The sequence below is a fragment of the Amycolatopsis sp. FBCC-B4732 genome (genome assembly GCF_023008405.1).
Lineage (GTDB): Bacteria > Actinomycetota > Actinomycetes > Mycobacteriales > Pseudonocardiaceae > Amycolatopsis > Amycolatopsis pretoriensis_A.
Window position 1 is genome coordinate 9,033,075 of the sequence record NZ_CP095376.1, and the last position, 25,904, is coordinate 9,058,978.

The window sequence follows — 25,904 nt, forward strand, 5'->3', positions numbered from 1 at the left end:
TTTCTCATGGCTTGGTGAAGAACCAGATGGCGTAGGCACCCAAGATGACGACGCCGAGCGCGAGCACGCCGAGGCCCCCGAGCCAGGCGGTGCTCGCTTCTTCCGCTTCCAGCGCGACGACGATCGCGCCGATCCCGGTCAGCAGGATCCAGATCGCCAGCCCGGCGGCGGTGTAGAGCACGGTCTTGGTGACCGTCGTGCTGCCGGTGTCGTTGAACGCGAGTGCGAAGAACGCGGCGAAGGCGGTCAGTCCCAGCCCGGCGAGCAGGTACAGCCCACCGAGGATCCCGACGACGACCTTCGCGGCCGTTCTGCTCCCTTGATCCACGAGCGCGAACCCTAACCCCTCGAACGGGATTCGCGCGGGCCTTTTGCGCTGCTCGGCTTACGGTGCTCGGCCGAACAGCGCACCCCCGGCGGGCCCCGGTTCCCCCTGCGAACCGGCGCCCGCCACGATCAGGAGTCCTCTTCCGGCGTCAGGATGGCGGCGGCGACGTAGATCGGGATCGCGATGCCGACCGACAGGAACACGGCGGCGACCAGGCCGATGCGCAGGACGTTGGCGTCGATGCCGAGGTAGGTGGACCAGCCACCGCAGACGCCCGTGAGCATCTTGTCGGAGCGGCTGCGGCGGAGCTTCTTGGCGGGGGTGTACACGCTGTTCGTCATGGCTCAATACTGGCTTCCGGGCCACCCTGACCACATCAGGAACGGCCCGGACCCCGACCCTGAACTTCGCCCTCGGGGAAAACCAGGTGCTCACCGGGGTGCGTTTTCCGGCCGTGCAGCACGACACCCCGGAGTTCGCCGGTCAGGACGACCGCGACGAGAGGGGCCCGTGCGCGGAACCGGCCGAGTACGTCAGCGGGGGTGTCCGGTCGGGGTCCGGTGATCTGGACCTGATCGGCTACTCGCTGCGCAAGTGGATGCGCCTGGCCCGCACCGGGAATCTGCGCGCGAACGCCGCGAGGATCGTGTCCCGCCTGGCGGGGCCGAGGTTCGCGGGCTACCTGCGGACCCGATCGCCGAACCCTGGCTGACCTGGCTGCGCGACCTGCGGCGCGGCAAGCACACCCCGGACGAGGCCATGGCGGCCGCCGCCGAGCTGGAGGATCGGCTCGACCGGCTGGCGCGGGGTGCGTCGCCGCTGCCGGAGCAGCCCGATCGCGAGTGGGCCGACCGGTGGCTCGTGCGGGCCTACGACAGCGCGCGCACCCGGGCCAGGCGGGCTTCCCACGCGGCCTGGACGTCGGCGGGGGCCGGGTAGGCGTCCGTGGGCTCCGGTGCCTGGCGCAGCACCGGCAGGAAACCGTCCACAGGGGACAGTGAGTCGGCGGAGACGTCCCCCGTCAGCAAGGAAATCGTGCCGAGTCCACAAGCGAATTCGAGTTCCGGGAGCGCGCCCGCCAGTGCGAGTCCCGCCGCCAGGCCGACGCTCGTCTCCACCGCCGACGACACCACGCACGGCAGCCCGCACGCCTCCGCGACCTCGAGCGCCCGGCGGACGCCCCCGAGGGGGGCGACCTTCAGCACCGCGATGTCCGCCGCTCCGGCGACCGCGACCTTCAGTGGGTCTTCCGCGCGGCGGATCGACTCGTCGGCGGCGATCCGGACGCCCACCTTGCGGCGCACCGCGGCCAGGTCGTCGATCGTCGGGCACGGCTGCTCCGCGTACTCCAGCCCGCCCGCCGCCTTGTCGAGGTCGGTGATCGCGCGGACCGCCGTGTCGACGTCCCACGCCGCGTTGGCGTCGACGCGGATCGCGCCGTCCGGGCCCAGCGCGTCGCGGACCGCCTCGACCCGGGCGCAGTCGTCGGCCAGGGAGACGCGCGGGTCCGCGACCTTCACCTTGGCCGTGCGGCAGCCGGACGCACGCACGAGTTCGTACGCCTTTTCGGGCGCGACCACCGGCACGGTCGTGTTCACCTCGACCCGGTCGCGGACCGGGGCCGGCCAGCCGGTTTCGCTCGCTTCGAGGGCCGCCCGCAGCCACGGCGCGCTCTCGGCGTCCGAGTAGTCGGCGAACGGGCAGAACTCGCCCCAGCCCGCCGGGCCGCGCAGCAGCACGCCTTCACGGACGGTGATGCCGCGGAACCGGGTGCGCAGGGGAATCGCGTAGACCTTCATCAGGGCCGATCATGCCACCGTCCCAGGTTCGGCGAACGGGTGCAGAACCGCGCATTCGGAGGAGAGAATGATCCGGTGGTCCTCGACTTCCGCGTGCTGGGTCCGGCCGAGGTCACGGCCGACGGCCGCCCGGTACCGCTCGGGGGCAGCCGGCCGTTGATCGTGCTGGCCGGCCTGCTGCTGCGCGCGAACCGGGTGGTGCCGGTCGAGGAGCTGGGCCGCTGGCTGTGGGACGACGACCGCCGCCGTTCCAAGGGCGCGCTCCAGACGTACGTGCTGCGGCTGCGCCGGGCGCTCGGCGACCAGGTCGCGATCCGCACCGAAAGCGGCGGCTACCGGATCGAACTCGACGACGGCCTGCTCGACCTGTCCCGGTTCCGCGCCCTCGCCGCCCGCGGCAAGGCCGCGCTCGACCGGGGCGAGAGCCGCCAGGCGGCCGCCCACTTCGCCGAGGCGCTCGAACAGTGGCGCGGGCCCGCGCTGCTCAACGTCGAGTCGGACGCGCTCCACCGCGACGAAGCCGGCCAGCTGGCCGAGGAACGGCTGCGGGTCCGCGAACAGTGGGCGGACGCGCTGCTCGACGTCGGCGAGTACGGCACCGTCGTCCCCGAACTCACCCGGCTGACCAGGGAAAACCCGTTGCGGGAGCGGCTGCACGAGCAGCTGATGGCCGCGCTGTACCGCTCGGGACGGCAAGCCGACGCGCTCGAGGTGTACGGCCGGATCAGCGGGGTGCTCGCCGACGAGCTCGGGCTCGACCCCGGGCCGTCGCTGCAGCGCACCCGGCAGGCGATCCTGACCGGCGCCGACGAGCCCGCCGGGCTGGCGCGCTACCGGCTCGGCGCCGAACCGCAGGTGCCGCACCAGCTGCCCGCCGACCTGCGGACCTTTTCCGGGCGCGAGTGCGACCTCAAGGCGTTGCACGCGCTGCTGCCGGAGGCGGTCGACGCCGGTGCGTCCACGCCGATCGCGTCCGTCGAAGGCATGGGGGGTCTGGGGAAGACGACGCTGGCCGTGCACTTCGCGCACGAGATCGCCGACCGGTTCCCCGGCGGGCAGGTCTACCTCAACCTGCGCGGCTACGGCCCCGGCGAACCGGTCGAGCCGTCGACGGCGCTGGAGGCGATGCTCACCGCGCTCGGCGTGCCGTGCGAGGCGATCCCGGCCGACCTCGACGGCCGCGCGGCGAGCTGGCGGACGCACACCGCGGGACGGCGGCTGCTCGTCCTGCTCGACAACGCCAACCGCACCGAACAGGTGCGGCCGCTGCTGCCCGGGCCGGGCTGCCTGGTCGTGGTCACCAGCCGCTGGCAGCTGCGCGCGCTGGTCGCGACGCACGGCGCGCGGCGGATCGCGCTGGAGGAGCTCGGCGACGAGGACGCGGTCGAGCTGCTCGCGGCCACCATCGGCGTCGAGCGGGTGGCCCGCGACCCGGCGGCGGCCGAGCGGTTCGTGCGCCACTGCGGCGGGTTGCCGCTGGCCATCCGGATCCTCGCGGTGCGGGCGGCGCAGTTCCCCGACCTGGCGCTCGACGAGTTCGCCGGCTCGATCGAAGACGACCTGCTCGGTTCGTTCGACCTCGCCGACGGCGAAGGGACGAACATCCGCTCGGTGCTGTCGTACTCCTACCAGGCACTGGAGCCCTCGGCGGCGCGGCTGCTGCGGCTGCTCGGCCTGGCCACCGGCGCCGACTTCACCGCCCCGGTGGCGGCCGCGGTCGCCGGCCTGGACCTCGCGACGGCCCGGGCGGGCCTGGAAACCCTGGCGTCCGCGCACTTGCTGGCCCAGCCGCGGCCGGGCCGCTACCAGTTCCACGACTTGATCCGGGCGTACGCCGGCGAAGTCGCTTCGCAGGTCGATACGGCTTCGCAGCGCTCCGCGGCGTTGGACCGGCTGCTGGGCTGGTACCTGGCGTCGGCACTGGACGCGTCCCGCCGGATGCGCCCGGAGCGCTACTACCGGCTGCTGGAACCGGACGACCTCGAAGGTGGTCTCACCTTCGACTCCCACCACGACGCGCTGGACTGGTTCGTCGAAGAGTCCGCCAACCTCATCGCCGCTGTGCACCTGGCGCGGCGCCTCGGCCGCGACGACGCCTGCTGGAAGCTGGCTTGGCTCCTGCAGAGCTACTTCGTGACGCGCTCGCGGCTGGACGATTGGCGTTCGGTGTTCACGGTGGCGCTCGAAGCGGCCCGCGCGAGCGGCCACCGCCCCGGCGAGGCGGGCATCCTCAGCGGCCTCGGCGTCGTCAACGGCGTCGCCCGGCAGTACGCGGACTCGCGGCGCTACCTGGAGCAGGTGCTGGCGATCCAGCGCGAGCTCGGCGCGCGGGAGGGCGAGGCGCGGGCGCAGTACAACCTGGCGCTGGCTTCGCACAACCTCGACGAGTACGCCTCGGCGTACGAGCACGGCAAGCAGGCGCTGGAGCTCGTGCGCGAGCTGGGGATGGGCCAGTTCGAAGCGAGCGTGCTGCGCGCGCTCGGCGACGTGTGCACGTCGATGGGCGACCACGAGCAGGCGTTGCGCCTGGCGGACGCGGCACTGGCCGTCGTCGGCCCGGACGGCCAGCCGGTGGACACGCGCTTCACCCAGCACACGCGGGGCCTGGCCCTGATCGGCCTCGGCCGGCTCGACGCGGGCATCGCGTGCATCCGCGAGTCCGTCTCGATGTTCTTCGAGATGGGCGAGCTGTACGAGGCCGCGGACGTGCTCGCCCAGCTCGGCACCATCTATTCGAGGTACGGCGACGAGGCTCTGGCCCGCGAGTGCTGGCTCCGCTCGGTCCGCCTGCTGACGGAGCTGGGCCACCCCGACGCCGACGACGTCCGCGCCAAACTGGCGGCGCTGGTCAGCGCGGGCGGCTGAAAGACGTGCGGCGGACCGCCCGCGTGCCGACCCCCAGCGACAGCACGCAAGCGGGTCCGCCTGCCCGACGAGTCAAGCGGACCCCGCTCACTGTCCACTCACTGCGGCCCGATCCCGAGCAGGTCGGCGAGGCATTCGGCGTTGCGCGGCGCTTCGACTTTGACGTCGTTGTCGAAGTAGACGTAGACGTCTCGCCGCCCGCCGTCGTGCCAGGTGCGGATCTTGTCGGCCCAGGTGCGCAGGGCTTGGTCGGAGTAGCCGCTGACGTAGAGCTCCTCGTCGCCGTGCAGCCGGACGTAGGCGAAGTCCGAGGTCTGCTCTTCGAGGAACGGCCACTTTCCCGCGGTGTCGGCGACCACGAGGGCGATGTCGTGTTCGCGCAGCAGGTGCGTGGCGGCGGGCTGGGCGAAACTGGGGTGCCGGACTTCGAGTGCGTGCTTCAGCGGTTTTTTCGGGCCGGGTTTCAGGTAGGGATCGTCTTTGAGCTTGTCGTCGTGCTTCTTGGCCAGCGCGGCGGCTTCGGTCGTGGTGCGGGGCAGGAGCGCGAAGAAGTTCGCGAGCCGGTCCGGGTCGAACGCGAGCCGGGGCGGGAGCTGCCAGAGGAACGGGCCCAGTTTCGCGCCGAGCGCGAGGACCCCGGAGGCGTAGAAGTTCGCGAGGGCGGTCTCGACGTCGCGGAGCTGCTTCATGTGCGTGATGAAGCGCCCGCCTTTGACGGCGAAGAGGAAGCCCGCCGGCGTCTCGTCGAACCAGGCGCGGTACCGCTCGGGGCGCTGGAGCGAGTAGAAGGAGCCGTTGATCTCGACGGAGTTCATCCGCCGCGAGAGGTGTTCGAGTTCCCGCCGCTGAGCGAGCCCGGACGGGTAGAAGACACCGCGCCAGGGCGGATAACGCCAGCCGGACGTCCCGATCCGGATTTCGGCGATCGCCCTCACCCCCTTTCCGTTCCCGCGAAAGGTGATTCCCGGCGTCCGTCGTGGTGAAACGCGGCGACGACCGGACGGTTGGACCGCGGGTCGGGACGGGTGACCTGAGTTCGGGGACGGCCGTCTCAGTGGGCCTTTGAAGCGTTTGCTCACAGCACCGCCGGGGTGGAGTCGGACGTGGTTGTGGTGCGCGGCGCGGAGTTCGGCAGCGCCGGCCAGGCAGTGCGAATACGCGGTTCGACTGCCCGGCCGCAGCCCCGGCATCGACCGCCGGCCGTGCCGCACCGATCCCGTGTCGCTACTTTCGTGCTAGGCCCAGGAGAACCTCCAGTGCCGCGACTGCACCAGCCCCGACGCGTACTCCCGCAGGTTCCCCGGCTGCCCGGCGAACGTCGGCAAGCTGAACGCCCGGTGCTCCGCCGCCACCGTGAGCGCCCTCGCCTGGTTTCGGGGTGGGGCCGACACCGACAGCTCGATCGCGTCGAAGCCCAGCACCACCAGCGTCGCCCCGAAGCGGTCCTCCCAGCTGCGCAGCACCGCCGACAGCTCGGCCACCTGGTCCGTGCACTTGATCATCCCCGTCCAGCCCAGCAGGGCCGGGATGTCGGCGGGGCGCTCGGTCTGGACCAACCCCAGCCGGTGCGGGGCTCGGGTGGCCAGGATCGAACCCGTGTTGCCCGCTTCCGCCAGCGGGTCCGACTTGCGTGGGCTGCGCTTCGCCAACCCCGGGAAGCGGGCGCCGAAGGGGCGGAGGCAGGCGCCGTCGCAGCAGGACGTGTCCCACCAGCGGGCCAGCGCCGCCGCCGGGTCGGCGGAGGACACCCGGTGGCCGGCCGGGGCGAGGCGGCCGCGGTCGTCGATCCAGTCTTCGCCGTTCGCCGCGAACCGCTGGTCGTGGGGGATCAGCACCGGCCACAACCCCGACCGCTCGAACTCGGCCACGCAGCCGAGGAACCGCTCGGGCCGGGTCAAGGGCAGGTCGGACACCCACAGCCGGCCGTGCCACGACCCCGGTGGCAGGGTCTGGACCGGCGGCGCGGGCGTACCGGGGCGGAGCGGTGCGATCGTCATGGACGTCCCCTCGAACTTGTGTTCGGCTACTGCATCTCGAACAGTAGTTCGAGGGTCCGACAATTTCCAGCGATTCCCCCGCTCATCCGTTCGAGTGAATCCACAAATCCGCAGGTCAGGACCTCGAACGAGACGCGTGAGGTGGAAGTTGCTCCTGTGACGATTCGCTGGGCCGAAGGGGTGGCCGAGGCGTAGGAGGTGCGAACGGGGCGAAGCCTGCTTACGGTCATCACGGAGGAGAGGAGCAGCCGGTGACCGACCACGTACCCGAGCCGCCGCGGGGCTGGGTGCCCGTGGAGCACCGGTTCGCCGGGCTCGACCGGCGGACCTTCGCACCCGCTCTGCTGGTCCTCGGCATCGCGCTCCTGCTCGGCTACGGCCTGCCCGCGCTCAACGCCGCCATCCCGTGGCACAACGAGGTCCGGGCCGGTGACGTCCTCAACCTCGGCGCCGGCGCGACGGCCGTCCCGCCGGTCGGCTGGCAGCTCGAGAGCGGCACGCTGACCGGCACCGCCGCACCGGCGAGCGCCACCACCCTGCAGGTCGCCCTGGCCACCGGCGGCGCGAGCATCGACCTGCGCGGCGCGCCCTTCACCGGGTCGGCGGACGCCTTCCTCGACCAGGTCGAACGATCCGAAGGCGACGCGCCGGGCGTCGACGGGGCTCGGGGCACCGTCACGACCGCCGCCGGGCTGACCGGGGTCGCCCGGGCCGGTACCGGGCCGGTCGGCGACGCGCTGGACGTCGCCTTCAAGGTCGGGCAGCCCGCCGCCGACGCGCCCGCGCTGCTGGTCCGGGTGCGCACCGCGCCGGACCAGTTCGAGCGCTACCGCGACGAAGTGACGGCTTTCTTGCGCAGCATCACGCCGGGCGCGGCCCGGTGAGCGGCGGGGCGCGCGGGGTGTTCCGGTGTCACCGAGACGAGGTGGAGGCGGTCATCGTGGGCGTGGCTCGGCCGGACCGGTTCGAGTGCGATCGCGGCGAACTGGCGGCGTTCCTGCGCAGCAGCACCCCGGGTGCGGTCCGATGAGCGGCGAGGCGGCCCAGCTGGCCGCGATCGAGGAGTCGGGCTGGGGTGTGCCGTTCCGGCTCTTCCAGCCGCACAACCTGGCTTTCTGGGTGTATTCGCTCGGCCTGGGCGGTGGTGCGCTGGCGATCGTGCGGTACTTCGGCACCGGCGGTTTCTACACGCCGGCGCTGAACGGTGGTGTGCTGCTGTTCGCGCTTTACCTCGTGCCGTGGTTGCTGTTGCTGCGCCGCCAGAACCGCTACACGGCGCAACCGGGCGGGCTTCTCGCGGCGGGTTTCGCCTGGGGTGGCGTCGCCGCGGCGTTCTGGATCGCGCTTCCGGCCAACACCGCGCTGCTGGAGATCTGGACGAAGGCCGGCGGCACCGCCTTCGCCGGCAACTGGGCCGCCGGGCTCACCGCTCCGATCAACGAGGAGTGGGGCAAGGCGCTCGGGCTCGTCCTGCTGATCGGGCTCGCCCCGCGGCTGGTCCGCAGCGCCTACGACGGGTTCATCATCGGCGCGTTCATCGGCCTGGGCTTCCAGGTGTTCGAGGACGTGCTTTACGTCTACAACGGCGCCGCGCAGACCTTCGGCGCGAACCAGCTCGGGACGTCGCTGCAGGTGTTCCTCATCCGCGGCGTGTCCGGGATCGTGTCGCACGCGCTGTTCAGCGCCCTCTTCTGCACAGGTCTGATGTGGGTGCTGGGCCGCGCGCGTGGCGAGCGTCAGGTGCTACTCGGCGTGGTGACCATGCTGCTGGCCATGGTGTTCCACTTCGCCTGGGACGACATGGGCGGCCTCGGCGGCGGTGGCCCGCTGGTCCCGGTGCTGCCGTTCGCGATCGCGGCCGTCGAGCTCGCCACCCTGTTCGCCGTGCTGCGCCGCGCCGCGCGCCGCGAGCGGAGCTGGATGCGGGACCTGCTCGGGCCGGAAGCCGAGGCCGGAGTGGTCGGACCCGCGTTGCTGGACGCGGTCAGCGGGCTGCGCGAGGACCGCAGGAAATTCCGCAAGCAGGTGCACAGCCGGCGCCGGGCCCGCCACCTCCTCAACGCCGCGGGCGACCTCGCGCGAGAGATCTCCCGCGCCGGAGGCAGCGAAACCGCCCGCGTGGCGCACGCACGGGCCGAGCTGGAACGACTCGCCTAGCGGCCGGCGCGCCAAAGCACGGCACGCCCGGTGAACGCCGCCAGCCGGTCCAGAGCCGGCGCGCCGGCGTCGATCGGGTGCGGCTCGCCGAACCGGCTGCCGCGGTCCTGTGCGGGCAGCTGAGCCCGCACGAACGCCAGCGCCTGCTCGACGAGGTGGTCCGGCGCGGCCGCCGGAACGCCGGTGGCCTGCGCCAGGTCCCAGGAGTGCGTGAGCAGGTCCGCGATCCGCCACCGCAGCCGTTCGGCGCCGGTCGTCGTGCCCAGCGGCGTCTCCTGGACGCGGTCGAGCGCGCCCGGCTCGTCCGCGGCCGCCTGCAGGGCCGCGGACGAGCGCCGGAACGCCCCCGCGGGGTCCGCGCCGAGGTGGTCGGCCGCGCGGTCGGGCGGCGGGGCGTTCGAGAACATCGCCGTCAGCACGAGGTCCAAGCCGACGAGGTGGCCCGTCAGGTCCCGCACAGTCCACTCGTCGCACGGCGTCGGCGCGCTCCACTGGCCGGGCGCGACCCGGTCGAGCAGGCCGCTCGCGGTCGCGGCCGCGCGGGCGAGGTCTTCGATCACAACGGCCGGAGCAGGTCGTCGGCGTCCACGATGTGGTACGCGTACCCCTGCTCCGCGAGGAAACGCTGCCGGTGCGCCGCGTACTCCGTGTCGACCGTGTCGCGCGAGACGATCGAGTAGAAGTGCGCCTGACGCCCGTCGCCCTTCGGTCGCAGCAGCCGGCCCAGGCGCTGGGCTTCCTCCTGCCGCGAGCCGAACGTGCCCGAGATCTGGATCGCCACCGACGCCTCGGGCAGGTCGATCGAGAAGTTCGCGACCTTCGACACCACCAGCGTCCGGATCTCGCCGCGGCGGAACTTGTCGAACAGCTCCTCGCGCTCCTTGTTGCGGGTCGCGCCCTGGATAACCGGCGCGTCGAGCTCGTCGCCGAGCATCTCCAGCTGGTCGAGGTAGGCGCCGATGACCAGGGTCGGCTCGCCGGCGTGCTTCTGCACGATCGACTTGATCACCGGGGTCTTCGTCATCGCCGTCGCGGCCAGCTTGTAGCGCTCGTCGGCCTCGGCCGTCGCGTAGCCGAGGCGCTCGGCGTCGGTCAGCGTCACGCGGACCTCGGTGCACTCCGCCGGCGCGATCCAGCCCTGCGCCTCGATGTCGCGCCACGGGACGTCGTAGCGCTTCGGTCCGATCAGTGAGAAGACGTCGCCCTCGCGGCCGTCCTCGCGCACCAGCGTCGCCGTCAGGCCCAGCCGCCGCCGGGACTGCAGGTCGGCCGTCATCCGGAACACCGGGGCGGGCAGCAGGTGGACCTCGTCGTAGACGACCAGGCCCCAGTCTCGCGAGTCGAACAGCTCCAGGTGCCGGTACTCGCCCTTGGTCTTGCGGGTGACGACCTGGTAGGTCGCGATGGTGACCGGCCGGATCTCCTTCTTCTCGCCGGAGTACTCGCCGATCTCCTCCTCGGTCAGCGACGTCCGCGCGATCAGCTCGCGCTTCCACTGCCGCCCGGCGACCGTGTTCGTCACCAGGATCAGCGTGGTCGCCGCCGCCTTCGCCATGGCCGCCGCGCCGACCATCGTCTTGCCCGCGCCGCAGGGCAGCACGACGACGCCGGAGCCGCCCGCCCAGAACGCCTCCGCGGCCTGGCGCTGGTAGTCGCGCAGCTGCCAGTCCGTCTCGTCGAGGGCGATCGGGTGCGCCTCACCGTCGACGTACCCGGCGAGGTCCTCGGCCGGCCAGCCGACCTTTAGCAGCGCCTGCTTGAGCCGCCCGCGCTCGGACGGGTGCACGATGACCGTGTCCTCGTCGATCCGGGCGCCGAGCATCGGGCTGATCTTCTTGTTCCGGCTCACCTCGGTCAGCACCGCGCGGTCGGTGGTCGACATGACCAGCCCGTGCGCCGGGTGGTTGGCGATCTGCAGCCGCCCGAACCGGCCCATCACGTCGACGACGTCGATCAGCAGCGGCTGCGGCACCGGGAAGCGCGAGTACGTCGTCAGCGCGTCGACGACCTGCTCGGCGTCGTGGCCGGCGGCACGCGCGTTCCACAACGCCAGCGGCGTGATCCGGTAGGTGTGCACGTGCTCCGGCGCCCGTTCGAGCTCGGCGAACGGCGCGATGGAGATCCGCGCGTCGTCGGCCTGGGGGTGGTCGACCTCCAGGAGCACGGTCTTGTCGGACTGGACGATCAGCGGGCCATCAGTCACAACTACTGTTATACGTGCCTCGCTCGCGGCCGGCTGCGACGGGACGAGGTGCCGAGGGGATCACTGGAGGGCACGTTGACCACACCACCGTCCGACGACAACCCGTTCCGGACGCCCGACTACGCGACGCCGTACGCGCCGATGCCGCCCGTGCAGGGGCAGCCGGCCATCCCGCACTGGTTCACCGTGAAGGTGCGGATCACGCTCGCCGCCTGCGTGGTCCTGGCGCTGGGCCTGGGCTCGCTGGCCGCGCTGGGCATCAACTCGCTCGGCGGCAGCGGCACGCCGTCGTACGGTGACTGCCTGTACCTGACGCGGGAGAGCGGCGACCGGACCGCCTACCACCGCGTCGGGTGCGGCGCGGACAGCGCGACCTACAAGGTCGAGAACGTCTACCGCGGGGCCATCTCGTGCGCGTCCGGCGACTACGTGCGGTTCCGGGTCGGCTCCGGCTCGAGCCAGACGCTCTGCCTGGCGCTGAACGTCAAGTCCGGCGACTGCGTGCGCGGCGTCGAGGACGAGACGACGATCACCAAGGTGAGCTGCACCGACCCGGCGGCGCAGGACCGCGTCCAGGTCGTCTCCGGCTTCGGTGACGAAGACGCGTGCGGCGAGAACGCGGACAAGGTCCTGATGTACCAGGGGCCGCCGCGGCGCACGGTCTGCCTGGTGAAGACCGGCGAGAACATCTAGCCGCTAGGAGCCGTTCTGGCCGGGCAGTAGCGCCTGGACGTCGAGACGGTTCGCCAGCAGGCCGGAGTTGTGCATCAGGTCGGCCACCCGCTGCAACCGGATGCCGTTGAGCGACGCCGGGTACGAGCCGAGCGAGATGAGCGCGGCCGTCGTCGAGTCGATGTCGGAGAACTTCGGGAGCGCGTCGCGGACCACCGCCGGGTCCGTCGCGCTCTGCTGGGCCGCGCCCAGCGCCGTCCGGAACGCCGCCAGGGTCCGGGGGTTGGCCTGCGCGAACGGCTTGGCCGACGCGTAGCCGGACAGCGGGAAGCCGAGCGTCGAACCGCGGGCGCCGTCGGCCAGGATGTGCGCGCCCAGGTCCTTCTCGGCGCGGGTGATATACGGCTCGATCATCAGCGCCGCGTCCGCGTCACCGGCCTGGAGCGCCTGCGGCATCCCGTCGAACCCGACCTGCCGGAACTTGATCTTCGCGGCGTCCACGCCCGCCGTGACCAGCACCGACCGCGCGACGAGCGCGCCGATGTCGTCGAGCATGTTGACCGCGATCTCGGGTGACTTCTTCGCCGTCGGCACCGTGTAGTCGGAGCCGGGCAGGGTGACCAGCGCCATCGTGTTGGGTCCCGAGGTGTACGCCTCGCCCTGCAACTGCAGGGCCGACCCGCCCGCCGCCGCGCGGAACATCGCAATGTCGGAGGCGAAGGTGACGTCGAGGTCGCCGGCGGCCACCTTGGCCAGCCCGTCCTCGCCGCCGAGTTCCACCAGTTGGACGTTCAGCCCGCCGGACCCGAACTTCCCGCTCGCCACGGCGATCCGCAACGGGGCCGTGTCGATGGCGTTGCCCACACCGACGCGCAGGGTGGTCCGTTCCAGCGCTGGTGGGGGCGCCGGGGTGCCCGAAGAGAACACGCTGCACCCGGCGGTCGCCAGAAGCGCCGCCACCAGCGGAATCGTCCGTCCGCGTCTGATCATGAACCTTCACCTACCGCGAGAATCTGGTTCTCGTGCTGGATCGTATGGTCCGCGCCCCATACGATCGCGGGCAGGGCCGGATCGCGCCAGCGCGGCTTTCGGATCTCCACGGTGGGGGCTACCGTTCAGTAGGTTCGACTGCAGTCAGATCCGCGGGTTCCGCCCGCGGCGGAAAAGGAAACCAGGTGACCCGTCGCGAGAAGCGTCCCCGCAAGGGCGGCGACGCGGCGGATCCGCGTCCGGCCGGCGGCCGCTGGCGATTGCGCAACTGGCGCCTCGGCACGAAGCTCTTCGCCGTCCTGCTGATCCCGGCGCTCGCCGTGATCGCCCTCGTCGGCCTGCGGATCAGCTCGGACCTGCGCGACGCGCGGCAGCTCGCCGAGTTCGCCACGCGCGGCCGCGTCGACAGCACGGTGGCCGAGGCCGTCCACGAGCTGCAGCGCGAGCGCGACCTCACGGTCCGGTTCGTCGCGCAGAACCGCCAGGGCGACACCGCCGACCTCACCGCCCAGCGCAACCGCGTCGACCAGGCAATCGGCACGTTCGAACGGACCCTCGCCGACAGCAAGCCGCGGCTCGACGCGAAGGCCGCGGACAGCCTCCAGCAGACCGACGACCGGCTGCGCGTGCTCGGCGGCCTCCGGTTCTCCGCGGAGCACTCGGCGTTCCCCGCCGACGCCGTCCTGCGCTCCTACAGCGAGCTCGTCTCCGGCATGCTCGACATCAGCGACGCGGCCGCCGCCGACGTCTCCGACCCGGAGCTCGCGCGGCTGCGGCTGGCCGGGAACGCGCTGGCGCGGATCAAGGACCAGATGTCGGTCAAGCGGGCGGTGATGGCCGAGGCGCTCGCCGCGGGCACGCTGGACCGCGACCGCACGCGCGCGCTGCTCGGCGCCGAAGCCGAGCTCGCCGCCGCGCGCAACGACTACCGCACCTTCGCGACGCCCGACCAGCAGCGGATGTACGACGACACGGTGATCGGCCTGGTCGTCGACATCGGCAACGACATGGTCGAGTCCGCGCTGACCCGCACCGAGAACGGCCAGAACCTCTCGGGCCTCGACCCGAACCAGTGGGACACCTCGGCGACCCACACGGTCAACCTCGCCCACCAGGTGCAGCAGGCGCTGCTGGTCCAGTTGCAGGAACGCACCGACGCGCTGGCGGCGCAGGCCCGCACGGCGGCGTTGTGGGACGGCGGCGTGGTGCTCGGCGTCCTCCTCGTCGCGGGCGTGCTTTCGGTGGTCATCGCGCGGTCCCTGTTGCGCCCCTTGCGGATCCTGCGCCGGACGGCCCTCGAGGTGGCCGAGCACCGGCTGCCCGCGGCCGTGCAGAACCTGCTCACCGACCCCGAGCCCGCCCCGGAGAACCTGCGGAAACGGCTCGCCGTCGCGCCCGTGCCGGTGTTCACCCGCGAAGAGGTCGGCCAGGTGGCGCGCGCGTTCGACGCGGTGCACGGCGAGGCCGTCCGGCTCGCCGGCGAGCAGGCGATGCTGCGCGAGAACGTCAACGCGATGTTCGTCAACCTCTCGCAGCGCAGCCAGGACCTCGTCGAGCGGCAGCTGTCGGTGCTCGACCGGATGGAGGCCGACGAGCAGGACCCGGACACCCTCGCCGGGCTGTTCGAACTCGACCACCTCGCCACGCGGATGCGGCGCAACAGCGAGAACCTGCTGGTGCTCTCCGGCCAGGACTCCGCGCGCGAAGACGCCGGTGCGGTGTCGGCCGACGAGATCGTCGGCGCCGCGCTCTCGGAGGTCGAGCACTACCAGCGGATCGAGCTCGGCCCGGCGCCGCAGGTCGCGGTGCGCGGCGAGGCCGTCAACGACCTCGTGCACGTCGTTTCGGAGCTGCTGGAGAACGCGACCCGCTACTCCGGCGGCGAGACGGTCACCGTGGCGAGCGCCGAAACCCACGACGGCGACTGGCAGATCGAGATCATCGACCACGGCGCCGGCATGCCGCAGGCGGAGATCGACCGCACCAACGCGCGGCTCGCGCACCCGCCGGACGTCGACGTCGAGGTGTCGCGCCGGATGGGGCTGTTCGTGGTGGCGACGCTGGCCACCCGCCACCACATCGACGTCAGCCTGAGCGCCGGTGCGCCCTCCGGGCTGGTGGCGACCGTGCTGGTGCCCTCGGCCCTGATCGTCGAGCTGCCGCCGATGCCGGCGCCGCCCCCGCCCGCGGAGCCGGCCGCCGCCCCGGAACCCGAACTGCTGGCGCCGCTCGCCCCGCTCACGCCGCCGGAACCCGAGCCGGAGCCGGAACCGGAAGAGCTGACGCCGCCGTCGATCGAGGCCGGCCCGCCGCGCCGGGCCCCCGTGGTGGCCCGCGAGCAGGCGCCAGAGTGGCCGGTCGCGGACGACGACACGCACCTCGACTTCGACGCGCCGACCGAGCGGATGCCCGCCTACCGCGACGTCCTGTCCCGGTGGTTCGACGCGGCCGCGGCGCCCGAACAGCCGCGCCGCCCGGTGGAACCGCGCCCGGTCGCCGAAGAGCCGCGCCCGGTCGAGCCGGAGCCGCGGCACGCACTCGCCGCGGGCCCCCCGCCCCCGCCACCCCCACTTTCCCGTGAAAGTGGCGGCGAGGGCGGCAAAGCCGCACTTTCACGGGAAAGTGCGGCTCTGCCGAACCCGGACGACGAGGACACCGAACCGCAGCTGCGCCCGGTGGCCCCGCCGGCCGCGATCGAGCCGACGTACGAGTGGCCGACTTCGGCCGAGCTGGAACAAGAAGACGGCGCGGAAGACACCTGGCCGTTCCTCCAGCCCGCGGATTCGGCGGCCAGCCCGGGAGCGGTGCCGGAACAGCGGCCGATACTCTCACTTTCCCCGGAAGCGGTGCGCGAGCGGATGACGAGCCTTCAAGGCGGCTTCCGGCGAGGGCGGCACGCGAGGGGAGACGACACCCGGAACCAGTGAAACGGATTGAGGCATGAGCTCGAAGACGCCCCTGCTGGAAGTGATCGCGCTGGACGTGGCGGACGCCGAAGGCGCGCAGGCGGGCGGGGCGGACCGCCTCGAACTGGTCGCTGACATGGCTCAGGACGGCCTGACGCCGTCGATCGAGACCTTCCGGGACGTGCGGTCGGCGACCGACCTCCCGATCCGGGTCATGCTGCGGGACAACGGGTCCTTCGCCGTCGGCGACCTCGAAGGGCTGCGCGCGGACACCGGACGGCTGATCGACGCGGGCGCGCGCGAGTTCGTCTTCGGCTTCCTCACCGTCGACAGCGAGATCGACGTGGACGCCTGCGAAGCGCTGATCAAGGAGATCGACGGCCTGCCGTGGACGTTCCACCGCGCCATCGACCGGACGCGCGACCCGCTTCGCGCGTACGACCAGCTGGCCGCGCTCGGCTGCGACACCGTGCTCGCCGCCGGCCACCCCAACGGCGTCGGGAGCGGGCTTTCGGTGCTGCAGCGGCTGGCGCAGCGGGAGAGCGGGCCGGAGCTGCTCGTCGGCGGGGGTCTGCGGGCGCAGCAGGTGCACCTGTTGCGCGCGGGCGGGGTGCGTGGGTTCCATGTCGGGAGCGCGGTGCGACCGGGCGGGTGGCAGGCGCCGGTGGCCGCGGAAACCGTGCGCGACTGGGTGGATCTCGTCAAATCCTGATCCACTGCGAAACCCGCACGGGCGCCGCCGCCCGGACCGGAAATCCGCAGCCGGTCATGCCGGTATTCGATTTCTTTGAATCGGTACGGTGAAATTGCATTCGGTTCTTGCGAATGTCGGTCGGCGGCCGGTCGTGCAGCTGCACGTGCAATTCCGCCAGTTCGCCTGCTTGGGGGCTGATGCCGTGGCGGGCCCTGGCTATCGTGAACGGGAAGCCGGTCCGTCCGGATGGTGCCAAGAATTGTTCGGCCAGTACAGGAGGCGGCGCTGTGAGCGCGCGTATTCGGTTCGCGGTCAATTCAATGAGAAGCCATCAAGAAACCAGGATGTCGACCATCCGGTGGATTTCCGCCGCCCGGGTGTGGCTGATTACCCGCGGGGATCGCGCGAGCGCTTCCGGCACGGGCCGGAAGGCCGAATCGTGACCGGCGCGCTGCCGCGGCAACGCGGAATCGAAACCTCCGAAGACGAGTTCGCCCGACTGGGGCTCGGCGGCTCGCTCGCCCTCACCGGCCTCCTGGCCGCCGTCAAGATCGCGGAAACCGCCACCGGCGTGGTGCTGACCGCCACCGGGGTGCTCCCCGGTGCCAACACCCCGAAGGAGAAGGCACCGGCCTGGCCCGGCGGGGAATGACCCGGGGGCTGCCCACGGCGGCGGCTCTCTTCGGACGGAGGGCCACCATGACCGGCAGCGACGGGCAGGAGGACCTCCGCGGTACGCGTGTGGGGATCGCCGACGTGCGGCGGTGGGAAGACGCGGTCGCGGAGCTCCGGGCGCTGGACTACCGCTACGGCGGCGGCGCCTGCAGAGCGGCCGTCGAAGCGCGGCTCCCGGCCGCCGTCGCGCTGCTGGACGGCGTGACCAAGACCGTGGTGCTGGCGCGGCTGTACACCGCCGTCGCCGACCTCTACAACCTGGCCGGCTGGACGAACTTCGACCAGGACCGCCCGGCCGCCGCGCTGGCGGCGTTCAAGCGGGCGCTGGAGCTCGCCGGGCAGGCGGGCAACGACGACCTCCAGGCCAACATCCACTACCGCACCGGGCGGCTGCACCTGCACTACGGCGCCGTCGACGCGGCGCTGGCGGAGTTCGAGCGGGGCCGGGACGCGGCGCTGCTGGCGCACTCCAAGCTCGCGCAGTCGATCCTCTCGGCCAACCAGGCCTGGGCCTACGCCAAGAAGGCCGACGTCGCCGGCGCGCTGACCTACCTGCGCCGCGCCCGCGAGGAGTTCGCGGACGCCGCGGACCGCGAGCCTTCGCCGTGGGCGGAGTTCTTCGGCTCCACCGACCTGGCGGCGATGATCGGCACGGTGCACGCGGAACTGGCGCAGGTGGTCGACATCCGGCACGGCCGGGACGGGATCCCCGCGCTCACCGACGCGATCGCCGGGTACGGCCGCGGGATGACCCGCAGCCGGTCGCTGACCCTGATCTGGCTGGCCACGGTGCACGCGCTGGACGGCGACCTCGACGTCGCCTCGGCCGTCGGCGAGGAGGCGATCGAGCTGGCGGCCGCCCTGCGGTCACCGCGGACCCGGCAGCGGCTGCACTCGCTGTCCTCGGCGGCCCGGCGGTTTTCCGGCAATGCGGACGCGCGGGATATCGCCGACCGCGTCGACGTTCTCCGGCAATCCGGACGCTAATCGAATGGTAAACAATGTGCAAAGATGAATGGCAGACAAAAGTAGGTTCCTTCGCGCGATAGCGATTTCTTATGCTTCTCGGCAACCTGCGGCGAGCATTCCACGCAGGCCCGGTCCCCACCGCCGAGAGGAAATTCCCCATGCGCTTGCGCAAGCTCGTCGCGGCCGCTGTGCCGTTGCCTGCGTTGCTCGGCCTCGCCGTGGCCGTCCCGGCCGCCGCGGCGCCGGAACCCCTGGTCACCCTGGTCGACAACGCCGCTCCGCTGGCCGGCAGCGTCCGCACCGGCGACCTCGCGGCCGACCGGCCGATCACCGCGGCGCTCTCGCTGAAACTGCACGACCGGCAGGCGCTGGAAAAGTTCCTCGCCGACGTGCAGAACCCCGACTCACCGCAATACCATCGGTTTCTGACCCCGGCGCAGTTCGCGGAACGGTTCGGGCCGACGCAGGCGGACGTCGACCGGGCCGTCTCATTCCTCGGGAAAGCGGGCGCCACCGGGATCGAGGTTTCCGGTAACCGGCAGGCGATCACGTTCACCGGCTCGGCGGCGCAGCTCGAATCGGCGTTCCGCACCCGGATCGGGACCTACCACGACCGCACCTCCGGCCGCGACTTCTTCGCCAACGACGCCGCACCCGTCGTCCCCGCCGGCGTCTCGGACGTCGTGAGCGGCGTCGTGGGCCTCGACAACCACGCGGTGCGCAGGCACTCGTCGCAGGCCGCCGCCAAGCCCAACGTCGTCAAGGCCGTGACGCCGCCGGTGCTCAAGACCGCCTACGGCACCAGCGGTCTGGCAGCGACCGGCAGCGGCGTCAAGGTCGGCTTCGTCGAGTTCGACGGCTACCAGAAAGCCAACATCTCCAAGTACGACAGCACGTACGGCCTCTCGGCGGGCTCGGTCACCACGGTGCCGGTGAGCGGCGCGAACTACGACTCGTCGCCGGGTGACGGCCAGATCGAGGTCGAGCTCGACATCGAGGTCGTGCACGCGCTGGCCGCGGCGGCCAGCGACTACGTGTACGAAGCGCCCAACACCAGCGCGGGCGAGCTCGCGATGTACCAGAAGATCGCGTCCGACCACACGGTCAACGTCGTCTCGATCTCCTGGGGCGCCTGCGAATCCGCCGAGGGTTCGAGCGCGGCGAAGAGCGTCAGCAACGCGATCGCGACCGGCACCGCGGAGGGCATCTCCTACTTCGCGGCCGCGGGCGACGACGGCACGACCGACTGCTACCGCCAGACCGGTTCGACGGCGAAGGCGGTGGACTTCCCGGCGTCGAGCCCGAACGTCACCGGCGTCGGCGGCACGCAGCTGACGGTCACCTCGTCGAACGCCTACAGCAGCGAGAAGGCCTGGAACGACGGGGCGAACGGCTCGACCGGCGGCGGTATCTCGACGGTCTTCACGGCGCCGTCGTGGCAGTCCTCGCAGAGCACGACCTACCGCAAGGTGCCGGACGTCTCCGCGGACGCGGCGAGCGGCTCGGGCTACTACATCTACACCGCGGGCTCGTGGGAAACGGTCTGGGGCACGTCGGGCGCGGCCCCGCTGTGGGCCGCCTTCGCGACGCTGCAGAACCAGGTCCACGGCGGCGGCCTCGGCAACCTGAACCCGAAGTTCTACTCGATCGGCAACGGGTCTTCCTACGCCACGGGCTTCCACGACGTGACGACGGGCAACAACACCCTGCACGGCACGACCGGCTTCACCGCCGGCACGAAGTACGACCAGGTGACGGGCTGGGGCTCCTTCAAGGGCACCGGGCTCTCGGGCCTGATCGGCTGAGCACTCCCCCGAGCGCCCCACATTGGGGCGCTCGGGGGCTTTTCTTCGCAACGCTAAGCGTTAGCCTGGTGGCATGATCAAGCGCACGGTGCTGGACGCCACCAGGGAACTGCTCCGCGAACTGGGCCTCACAACGGTGTTCGGTAACCCCGGCACCACCGAGGTCCCCTTCCTCACCGACTGGCCGGACGACTTCGACTACGTCCTCGGGCTGCAGGAGTCCGCCGTCGTGGCGATGGCCGACGCGTACTCGCAGGCCACCCGCCAGGCCGTGCTGGTGAACCTGCACTCCGCGGGCGGCGTCGGGCACGGGCTCGGCAGCCTCTTCAACGCCTACCGCAACCGGACGCCGCTGATCATCGTCGCCGGCCAGCAGAACCGGTCGCTCCTGCCGCACGACCCGTTCCTCGGCGCGATGGACGCCCCGGACTTCCCGAAGCCGTACGTGAAGTGGTCGATCGAGCCCGCGTGCGCCGAGGACGTCCCGGCCGCGCTGGCCCGCGCCTACCACGTCGCGACGCAGGCGCCGTCCGGTCCGGTGTTCGTGTCCGTCCCGGCCGACGACTGGACCGCCACCACCGAGCGGCCCATCGTCTCCCGGCCGCGCATCCGGGGGTTCGCGCCGGACCCCGAAGCCGTCGACGAGCTCGTCGCCGCGCTCGAGGCCGCCGAACGGCCCGCGCTGGTCGTCGGGGGAGCCGTCGACCAGGACGGCGCGGTCGTGGAAACCGTCGCGCTCGCCGAGCGGCTCAACGCCGGCGTGTGGGTCGCGCCGATGTCCTACCGCTGCTCGTTCCCCGAGGACCACCCGCTGTTCCAGGGGTTCCTGGACCCCGAACGTGGCGCGGTCTCGGACAAGCTCGCGGCGCACGACCTCGTCGTCGTGCTCGGCGCGCCCGCTTTCACCTACCACGTCGAACGCGGGCGCGGGGAAGCTCCGCTGCCGCCGTTGTTCATCGTCAGCGACGACGAGCAGATCCTCGCGCGCGCCTTCGAAGGCACCGGGATCCGCGCCACGCCGAAGCTCGGCATCCGCGCGCTGCTCAACGTCGTCGAGCGGAGCACGCGGTCCGCGCCGGCGCCGCTGGAGCGCCCCGCGAAGCCGGGCGGCGAGAAGCTCACCGGTGAGCTCGTCTACTCGACGCTCGCGGAGTTGTTGCCGGACAACGCGATCGTCGTCGAGGAGACGCCGAGCCACCGCGGCATCCTGCACGACCACCTGCCGATCACGGCCACGGACACGGGTTTCCTGACGATGGCCAGCGGCACGCTCGGCTACGGCGTCCCGGGCGCGGTCGGCGCGGCACTGGCCCGCCCGGACCGCCCGGTGGTCGGCGTCGTCGGCGACGGCTCCAGCATGTACGGCATCCAGGCCCTCTGGACGGCCGCGCGCCAGGAACTCCCGGTGACGATCCTGATCATGGACAACACGGAGTACGCGGCGGTCCGCATCCTCGGCGAAACGATCGGCGGCGCGAAGCTCCCGGGCACGGAACTGGGCGGCATCGACTTCGCGGCACTGGCGGCGAGCATGGGCTGCCAGGGCGTGACGATCACCGAGCCGGCCGGCCTGGCCCCCGGCCTGACGGCGGCACTGGCCGACCCGCGCCCGACCCTGGTGCACGTCAAGGTGGCACCGTCGGAGCGCACGCTGTACTGACGTCGTCGTGAGTGAGAAACAGAGTGCTAACCCTGTTTCTCACTCACGACCGCCGGCTGTAGGCGTCCAAAGTGGACTTCGGCGTCGGCGGCCCGGTGCTCGCGGCGGTGGCCGCGTCGATTCAGGCCCGCCACGGTGTTCGGCAGGGCAGCGCCACCACGCCCGTCGAGCGCGGGCCGGTGGCCGACCGCCGTTCCCTTGCTGCGCGCCAAGAAGAACGGCGAGTTTCCCCAGCGGTTCGTCAGCTTCCGGTCTTGGTCTCCGTCACGTCCGAAGCGTGCTCGGCCAGTTCCCATTCCGCGGCGTCCGACGCGGCCGTGGCGGCCTCGGCCGGGGTACCGCCGTGCAACAGCCGGGCCACTTCACCGCGCAGCGTCACGAACTCCGCCGACTCGCGGGTGGTGATCTGGTTGCGCTCGGCCGGCAGGCCGACCGGCAGGTCCGCCACGATCGAGGCCGGCGACTTCGACAGCACCAGCACCCGGTCGGACAGGTAGACGCTCTCGTCGATGTCGTGCGTGACGACGAGGATCGTGCTGCCCTGCTCGCGCTGCACGCGCCGGGTCAGGTCCTCGAGCTCGAACCGGGTCTGGGCGTCGACCGACGCGAACGGCTCGTCCATCAGCAGCAGCGCCGGGCGGCTGGCCAGTGCGCGGGCGATCGACACCCGCTGCTGCATGCCGCCGGAGAGCTGCCACGGGTACTTCCCGCCGACCGCGGACAGGCCGACCTGCTCCAGCGCCTCGGCCGCCAGCTTCCGCCGCTCGGCCCGCGAGATCGGCCGCCAGCGCAGCGGGAATTCGACGTTCTTCTGCACCGAAAGCCACGGGAACAGCGAACGGCTGTAGTCCTGGAACACGACGGCGAGGTCGTCCGGGACGCCGTCGACGCGGTCGCCGTGCAGGCTGACCGTGCCGTCGGTCGGCGGGGTCAGCCCGGCGATGCAGCGCAGCAACGTCGACTTCCCGCAGCCCGACGGGCCGACGATGCTGGCCAGCTGCCCGGCTTCGACGGTGAACGACAGCTCGTTCACCGCGGTGTGCGCCTTGGCACCGGAGCCGTACCGGTGACTGAGGCCGGAAACTTCGAGCATGGTGGACATGGGGAGAGGCCTTTCCAGCGTCAGTCGCGGCCGAGGCGGGTCGGCTGCCAGGCCAGCACCCGCCGTTCCGCGACCAGGAAGATCGTGTTGAAGACGTAGCCGAGGATGCCCAGCAGCACCAGCCAGGACCACATGATGGGGAAGTCGAAGTCCTGCTGGGCGTTCAGCAGCGACCGGCCGATCCCGTTGTACGCGCCGATCAGTTCCGAGACCACCATCAGCAGCAGCGAAATCGACAGGCTCACCCGCAGGCCGGCGAAGATCTTCGGCGCCGCGGCGGGCAGGACGACCAGGCCCAGCCAGTACCGGCGGGGCGTGCGGAACGACCGCGCCGTCTCCACCTTCACCTGGTCGACCGAGCGGACGCCGTCGACCGCGTTGAGCAGCACCGGCCAGATCGCGCCGAAGATGATCGACCCGATCTGCATGCCCGAGCTCAGCCCGAACAGCACCGCGAACACCGGGATCAGCGTGGGCGGCGGGATCGAGCGGAAGAACGCGAACAGCGGGCCGAGGTAGTCCATCCCCTTGGCGGACCGGCCGACCAGCACCCCGAGCGCCACGCCCACGACGGCCGCCAGCACCCAGCCGCCGAGCATCCGGCCGAGGCTGGGGAAGACGTTGTCGAAGACGGCGTCGGTGAGGAAGAGGTGCGACGCGGGACCGGTGAACCACAGCTTCGCGGCGGCGACCGCGATCTCCGTCGGCGGCGGGAAGAATTTGCTGCCGCCCGCGCGGGCGGCGAACTCCCAGCCGACGACCAGGATCGCGAAGAGCAGCCAGTTGCGGACGACGGCGGCGGCGCCCCGGGCGGCCCGGCGGCCCACCCGGCCGGAAAGAGTTGCCGCGGTCACGCGATCGCCTCCCGGTCGACGCTGCTCCAGCGGAACAGCCGCTTGCCCAGTTGTTCGAGCCCTTCGTTGATGAGGTAGCCGAGCACCCCGGCGACCACGGTACCGGCCAGGACCAGGTCGAACCGGACCGAACCGGTGCTGGCGATCAGGATGAAGCTGCCGAGCCCGACCTGGGAGCCGGCCAGGAACTCCACGCTCACCACGGCGATCAGCGAAATGGTCGCCGACAGCCGGACGCCGGTGAAGACGAACGGCGCGGTCTGCGGCAGCGCGACCGAAGTCAGGATGCGGAACCGGCTGGTCCCGCACGCCCGCGCGGTCTCCATCAGCACCGGGTCGATCTCGCCCATGCCGTAGATGGTGTTGAACATGATCGGCCACAGCGACGCGTACACCGCGAGGGTGATCTTCGCGTCGGGGCCGGAGCCGATCACCAGCAGCACCAGCGGCACGAGCGCGGTGACCGGGATCGGGCGGAGGAATTCGACGATCGCGGCGGTGGCGGTGCGCAGCACCGGGATGCTGCCGAGCAGCAGGCCGGCGGGTACGCCGATGACGATGGCGATCGCGATGGCGATCAGCCAGGCCAGCATCGTCGCGATGATGTCGCGGATGAATTCGGGGTCGCCCAGCAGGTCGCCGACGGTGACCAGGACGACGCTCGGTGGCGGGGTGAACGTCTTACTGACCAGGCCGACCTGGACGACGACCTCCCAGAGCAGGAGGAAGCCGACCAGACCGGCCAGGCCGCGGAGCAGTTTCTTCACGTCAGCTGGTCGCCTGCGGCGCGATCATCGGCGCGGCTTCGACCTTGCTGGTGATGACGCCCATCTGCAGCAGCAGGTCGGGCACCCGCTGCAGGCGCCGGGCGTCCAGGGTGGAGCCGTAGCCGGGCAGGGTGAGCAGCTTGGCCGTGTCTTCGTCGATCTTCGCGTACTTGACCAGCAGCGGCTCGACCTTCGAGCGGTCGTTGATCGCGTCGCTGGTGGCCTTCTTCATGGCGCGCTGGAAGGCCGCGAGGGTCTTCGGGTTGCCCTGGACCCACTTCGTCGTCGAGCCGTAGCCGGTCAGGGGGAAGTCCTGGCTGGCGCCGGTGTTGATGTCGATGACCGGCGTCGCGCCGACGGTCTTCGCCGCCTGCGAGAGCATCGGCTCCGGCATGTAGGCCGCGTCGACCTGGTTGTCCTTCAGCGCCGCCGCCATGTTCGGCAGCGGGACCAGGGTCCACTTGACCGTGCTGAAGTCGACGCCGTGGTCCTTCATGACGGACTTGGTGAGGATGTCCGACGCGGTGTTCATGGCCGTGATGGCGATTCGCTTGCCGGCCAGGTCGTTGACCGTCTTCACGTTCGAGGACGGCACCGTGACGATCGCGTTGCTCTTCGCGTTCACCGACGTGCCGTCGGCGACGAGCTGGACGTCCGCGGCACCCTTGCTCTTGGCGACGAAGAACGGCGTGTAGGTCGAGAGCGCGATGTCGGCTTCGCCGTTGAGCGCCTTCGTCATCGACTCCTGGCCGCTCTTGGCGACGATCTGCTCGACGTCGAGGCCCTCGGACTTGAAGTAGCCGCCGTCCAAGGCCAGCCAGAACGGCGCGAGGTCCGTCGTCGGCATGATCGAGACCTTGATCTTCGACTTCTCCAGGCCGCCCCCGTTCGACGAGGCGTTCGAGTCGTCCGAGCCGAGGGCGCTGCAGCCGGTGAGGGCTGTCGCTGCCGCGAGGGTGAGGGCGAGCCCGAGCGCGGCGCGGCGAGTGCGAACCCGGCCACTGCTCATGGCGTTTCCAAGCAAGGCCTGCTCCTTGGGTGAAGAAAGTGACGGTTGATGGACCGAATCCCGGGGAAGTACGTAACTCATTCTCGGGAGTACGCGGGCCACTGTAGAGAACGTGACAGGTTGCTCACAACGGGTGGGATCAATACCCGAGAGGGTGGCGCACGTCACTCTTTTGGCCTCTGGTCTAGACCCACTGCTCCACTCGCCGTAAGCGTTCACCCAGCGTAGGGCCCAGTTCCTGAATAAGGGATGTCCAGCTGTGTGCCGACTGAGCGAACGCTGTGCAACATCGAGCGCGTCCTGTCGGGAGGGTTACATCTTCTCCGGGCGTTCGCTACCCTCTGCACCTGCGGGGAGGTATCAACCTCCGATGTAGTGAGAGAGAGTGCCTGGATGGCCGATCAAGTCGATCCCCGGTTTACCAGGGCACGCTGTGCTTTTCCTGAGAGATT

General features: G+C 71.4%; 23 protein-coding genes. 11 read left to right on the forward strand and 12 right to left on the reverse strand.

Annotated elements, in window-relative coordinates; all coding sequences use genetic code 11:
- Positions 1–4: 4 nt before the first annotated feature.
- A complete protein-coding gene (locus MUY14_RS40985) occupies positions 5–328 on the reverse strand; it encodes a hypothetical protein (protein ID WP_247017825.1) in 324 nt (107 codons plus the stop codon).
- Positions 329–456: 128 nt separating this feature from the next.
- The gene (locus tag MUY14_RS40990) at positions 457–669 is read right to left on the reverse strand and encodes a PspC domain-containing protein (protein WP_247017827.1); all 213 of its coding nucleotides are present in this window, start codon (positions 667–669) and stop codon (positions 457–459) included.
- 86 nt (positions 670–755) lie between these two features.
- Between MUY14_RS40990 and MUY14_RS40995 the strand changes: the two genes are divergently transcribed.
- Entirely contained in the window at positions 756–1,040 is a 285-nt protein-coding gene (locus MUY14_RS40995; RefSeq protein WP_247017829.1) for a nucleotidyltransferase domain-containing protein, read from the forward strand.
- 157 nt (positions 1,041–1,197) lie between these two features.
- Here the strand turns inward: MUY14_RS40995 and MUY14_RS41000 are convergent, their stop codons facing one another.
- Positions 1,198–2,127, reverse strand: a complete 930-nt coding sequence (locus MUY14_RS41000; protein ID WP_247017831.1) for an o-succinylbenzoate synthase — start codon at positions 2,125–2,127, stop codon at positions 1,198–1,200.
- A gap of 75 nt (positions 2,128–2,202) precedes the next feature.
- On the opposite strand from MUY14_RS41000, the gene MUY14_RS41005 reads away from it, so the two are divergent.
- Positions 2,203–4,992, forward strand: coding sequence for an AfsR/SARP family transcriptional regulator (locus tag MUY14_RS41005; protein WP_247017833.1), 2,790 nt, complete (start codon positions 2,203–2,205; stop codon positions 4,990–4,992).
- Positions 4,993–5,090: 98 nt separating this feature from the next.
- On the opposite strand, the gene MUY14_RS41010 is transcribed toward MUY14_RS41005, so the two are convergent.
- A complete protein-coding gene (locus MUY14_RS41010) occupies positions 5,091–5,927 on the reverse strand; it encodes a DUF72 domain-containing protein (RefSeq protein WP_247017835.1) in 837 nt (278 codons plus the stop codon).
- Positions 5,928–6,227: 300 nt separating this feature from the next.
- Positions 6,228–6,989, reverse strand: coding sequence for a DUF4253 domain-containing protein (locus MUY14_RS41015; RefSeq protein ID WP_247017837.1), 762 nt, complete (start codon positions 6,987–6,989; stop codon positions 6,228–6,230).
- A 251-nt stretch (positions 6,990–7,240) separates the two neighbouring features.
- On the opposite strand from MUY14_RS41015, the gene MUY14_RS41020 reads away from it, so the two are divergent.
- Together MUY14_RS41020 and MUY14_RS41025 are read left to right on the forward strand one after the other, a co-directional pair.
- Positions 7,241–7,873 carry a hypothetical protein gene (locus MUY14_RS41020; RefSeq protein ID WP_247017839.1) on the forward strand — a complete coding sequence of 211 codons (633 nt, stop codon included), beginning with the start codon at positions 7,241–7,243 and terminating at the stop codon, positions 7,871–7,873.
- Positions 7,874–8,015: 142 nt separating this feature from the next.
- Positions 8,016–9,146, forward strand: coding sequence for a PrsW family intramembrane metalloprotease (locus MUY14_RS41025; protein WP_247017841.1), 1,131 nt, complete (start codon positions 8,016–8,018; stop codon positions 9,144–9,146).
- Here the strand turns inward: MUY14_RS41025 and MUY14_RS41030 are convergent.
- Together MUY14_RS41030 and MUY14_RS41035 are read right to left on the reverse strand one after the other, a co-directional pair.
- Complete coding sequence (locus MUY14_RS41030) at positions 9,143–9,706, reverse strand: TIGR03086 family metal-binding protein (protein ID WP_247017843.1); 564 nt, start codon at positions 9,704–9,706, stop codon at positions 9,143–9,145. The two genes, MUY14_RS41025 and MUY14_RS41030, sit on opposite strands and share 4 nt — an antisense overlap.
- Positions 9,703–11,349, reverse strand: coding sequence for a DNA repair helicase XPB (locus MUY14_RS41035; RefSeq protein ID WP_247017845.1), 1,647 nt, complete (start codon positions 11,347–11,349; stop codon positions 9,703–9,705). Before MUY14_RS41035 ends, MUY14_RS41030 begins: the two co-directional genes overlap by 4 nt.
- A 75-nt stretch (positions 11,350–11,424) precedes the next feature.
- On the opposite strand from MUY14_RS41035, the gene MUY14_RS41040 reads away from it, so the two are divergent.
- Complete coding sequence (locus MUY14_RS41040) at positions 11,425–12,042, forward strand: hypothetical protein (protein ID WP_247017847.1); 618 nt, start codon at positions 11,425–11,427, stop codon at positions 12,040–12,042.
- 3 nt (positions 12,043–12,045) lie between these two features.
- Here the strand turns inward: MUY14_RS41040 and MUY14_RS41045 are convergent, their stop codons facing one another.
- Positions 12,046–13,011 carry an ABC transporter substrate-binding protein gene (locus MUY14_RS41045; RefSeq protein WP_247017849.1) on the reverse strand — a complete coding sequence of 322 codons (966 nt, stop codon included), beginning with the start codon at positions 13,009–13,011 and terminating at the stop codon, positions 12,046–12,048.
- Positions 13,012–13,196: 185 nt separating this feature from the next.
- Here MUY14_RS41045 and MUY14_RS41050 point away from each other — a divergent pair, with 185 nt between their 5' ends.
- From MUY14_RS41050 to mdlC, 6 genes are all read left to right on the forward strand, one after another.
- The gene (locus tag MUY14_RS41050; RefSeq protein ID WP_247017850.1) at positions 13,197–15,938 is read left to right on the forward strand and encodes a nitrate- and nitrite sensing domain-containing protein; all 2,742 of its coding nucleotides are present in this window, start codon (positions 13,197–13,199) and stop codon (positions 15,936–15,938) included.
- A 13-nt stretch (positions 15,939–15,951) separates the two neighbouring features.
- Positions 15,952–16,629 (forward strand): copper homeostasis protein CutC, encoded by a 678-nt coding sequence (locus MUY14_RS41055; protein WP_247017852.1) that lies wholly within the window; start codon positions 15,952–15,954, stop codon positions 16,627–16,629.
- Positions 16,630–16,717: 88 nt separating this feature from the next.
- A complete protein-coding gene (locus tag MUY14_RS41060; protein WP_247017854.1) occupies positions 16,718–17,263 on the forward strand; it encodes a hypothetical protein in 546 nt (181 codons plus the stop codon).
- A 47-nt stretch (positions 17,264–17,310) separates the two neighbouring features.
- On the forward strand, positions 17,311–18,273 hold the full coding sequence (locus MUY14_RS41065) for a hypothetical protein (protein WP_247017855.1): 963 nt from the start codon (positions 17,311–17,313) through the stop codon (positions 18,271–18,273).
- A gap of 140 nt (positions 18,274–18,413) precedes the next feature.
- The gene (locus MUY14_RS41070; protein ID WP_247017857.1) at positions 18,414–20,060 is read left to right on the forward strand and encodes a protease pro-enzyme activation domain-containing protein; all 1,647 of its coding nucleotides are present in this window, start codon (positions 18,414–18,416) and stop codon (positions 20,058–20,060) included.
- 73 nt (positions 20,061–20,133) lie between these two features.
- Positions 20,134–21,720 (forward strand): benzoylformate decarboxylase, encoded by a 1,587-nt coding sequence (gene mdlC / locus MUY14_RS41075; RefSeq protein WP_247017860.1) that lies wholly within the window; start codon positions 20,134–20,136, stop codon positions 21,718–21,720.
- 241 nt (positions 21,721–21,961) lie between these two features.
- Here mdlC and MUY14_RS41080 read toward each other — a convergent pair whose 3' ends face one another.
- The 4 genes from MUY14_RS41080 to MUY14_RS41095 are packed head-to-tail and all read right to left on the reverse strand — an operon-like array spanning position 21,962 to position 25,452.
- Complete coding sequence (locus tag MUY14_RS41080; protein WP_247017862.1) at positions 21,962–22,822, reverse strand: ABC transporter ATP-binding protein; 861 nt, start codon at positions 22,820–22,822, stop codon at positions 21,962–21,964.
- A gap of 20 nt (positions 22,823–22,842) precedes the next feature.
- Positions 22,843–23,676, reverse strand: coding sequence for an ABC transporter permease (locus MUY14_RS41085; RefSeq protein WP_247017864.1), 834 nt, complete (start codon positions 23,674–23,676; stop codon positions 22,843–22,845).
- Positions 23,673–24,443 (reverse strand): ABC transporter permease, encoded by a 771-nt coding sequence (locus MUY14_RS41090; RefSeq protein WP_247017866.1) that lies wholly within the window; start codon positions 24,441–24,443, stop codon positions 23,673–23,675. Before MUY14_RS41090 ends, MUY14_RS41085 begins: the two co-directional genes overlap by 4 nt.
- Position 24,444: 1 nt before the next feature.
- Positions 24,445–25,452 carry an ABC transporter substrate-binding protein gene (locus tag MUY14_RS41095; protein ID WP_247017868.1) on the reverse strand — a complete coding sequence of 336 codons (1,008 nt, stop codon included), beginning with the start codon at positions 25,450–25,452 and terminating at the stop codon, positions 24,445–24,447.
- Between the last annotated feature and the right edge of the window lie 452 nt (positions 25,453–25,904).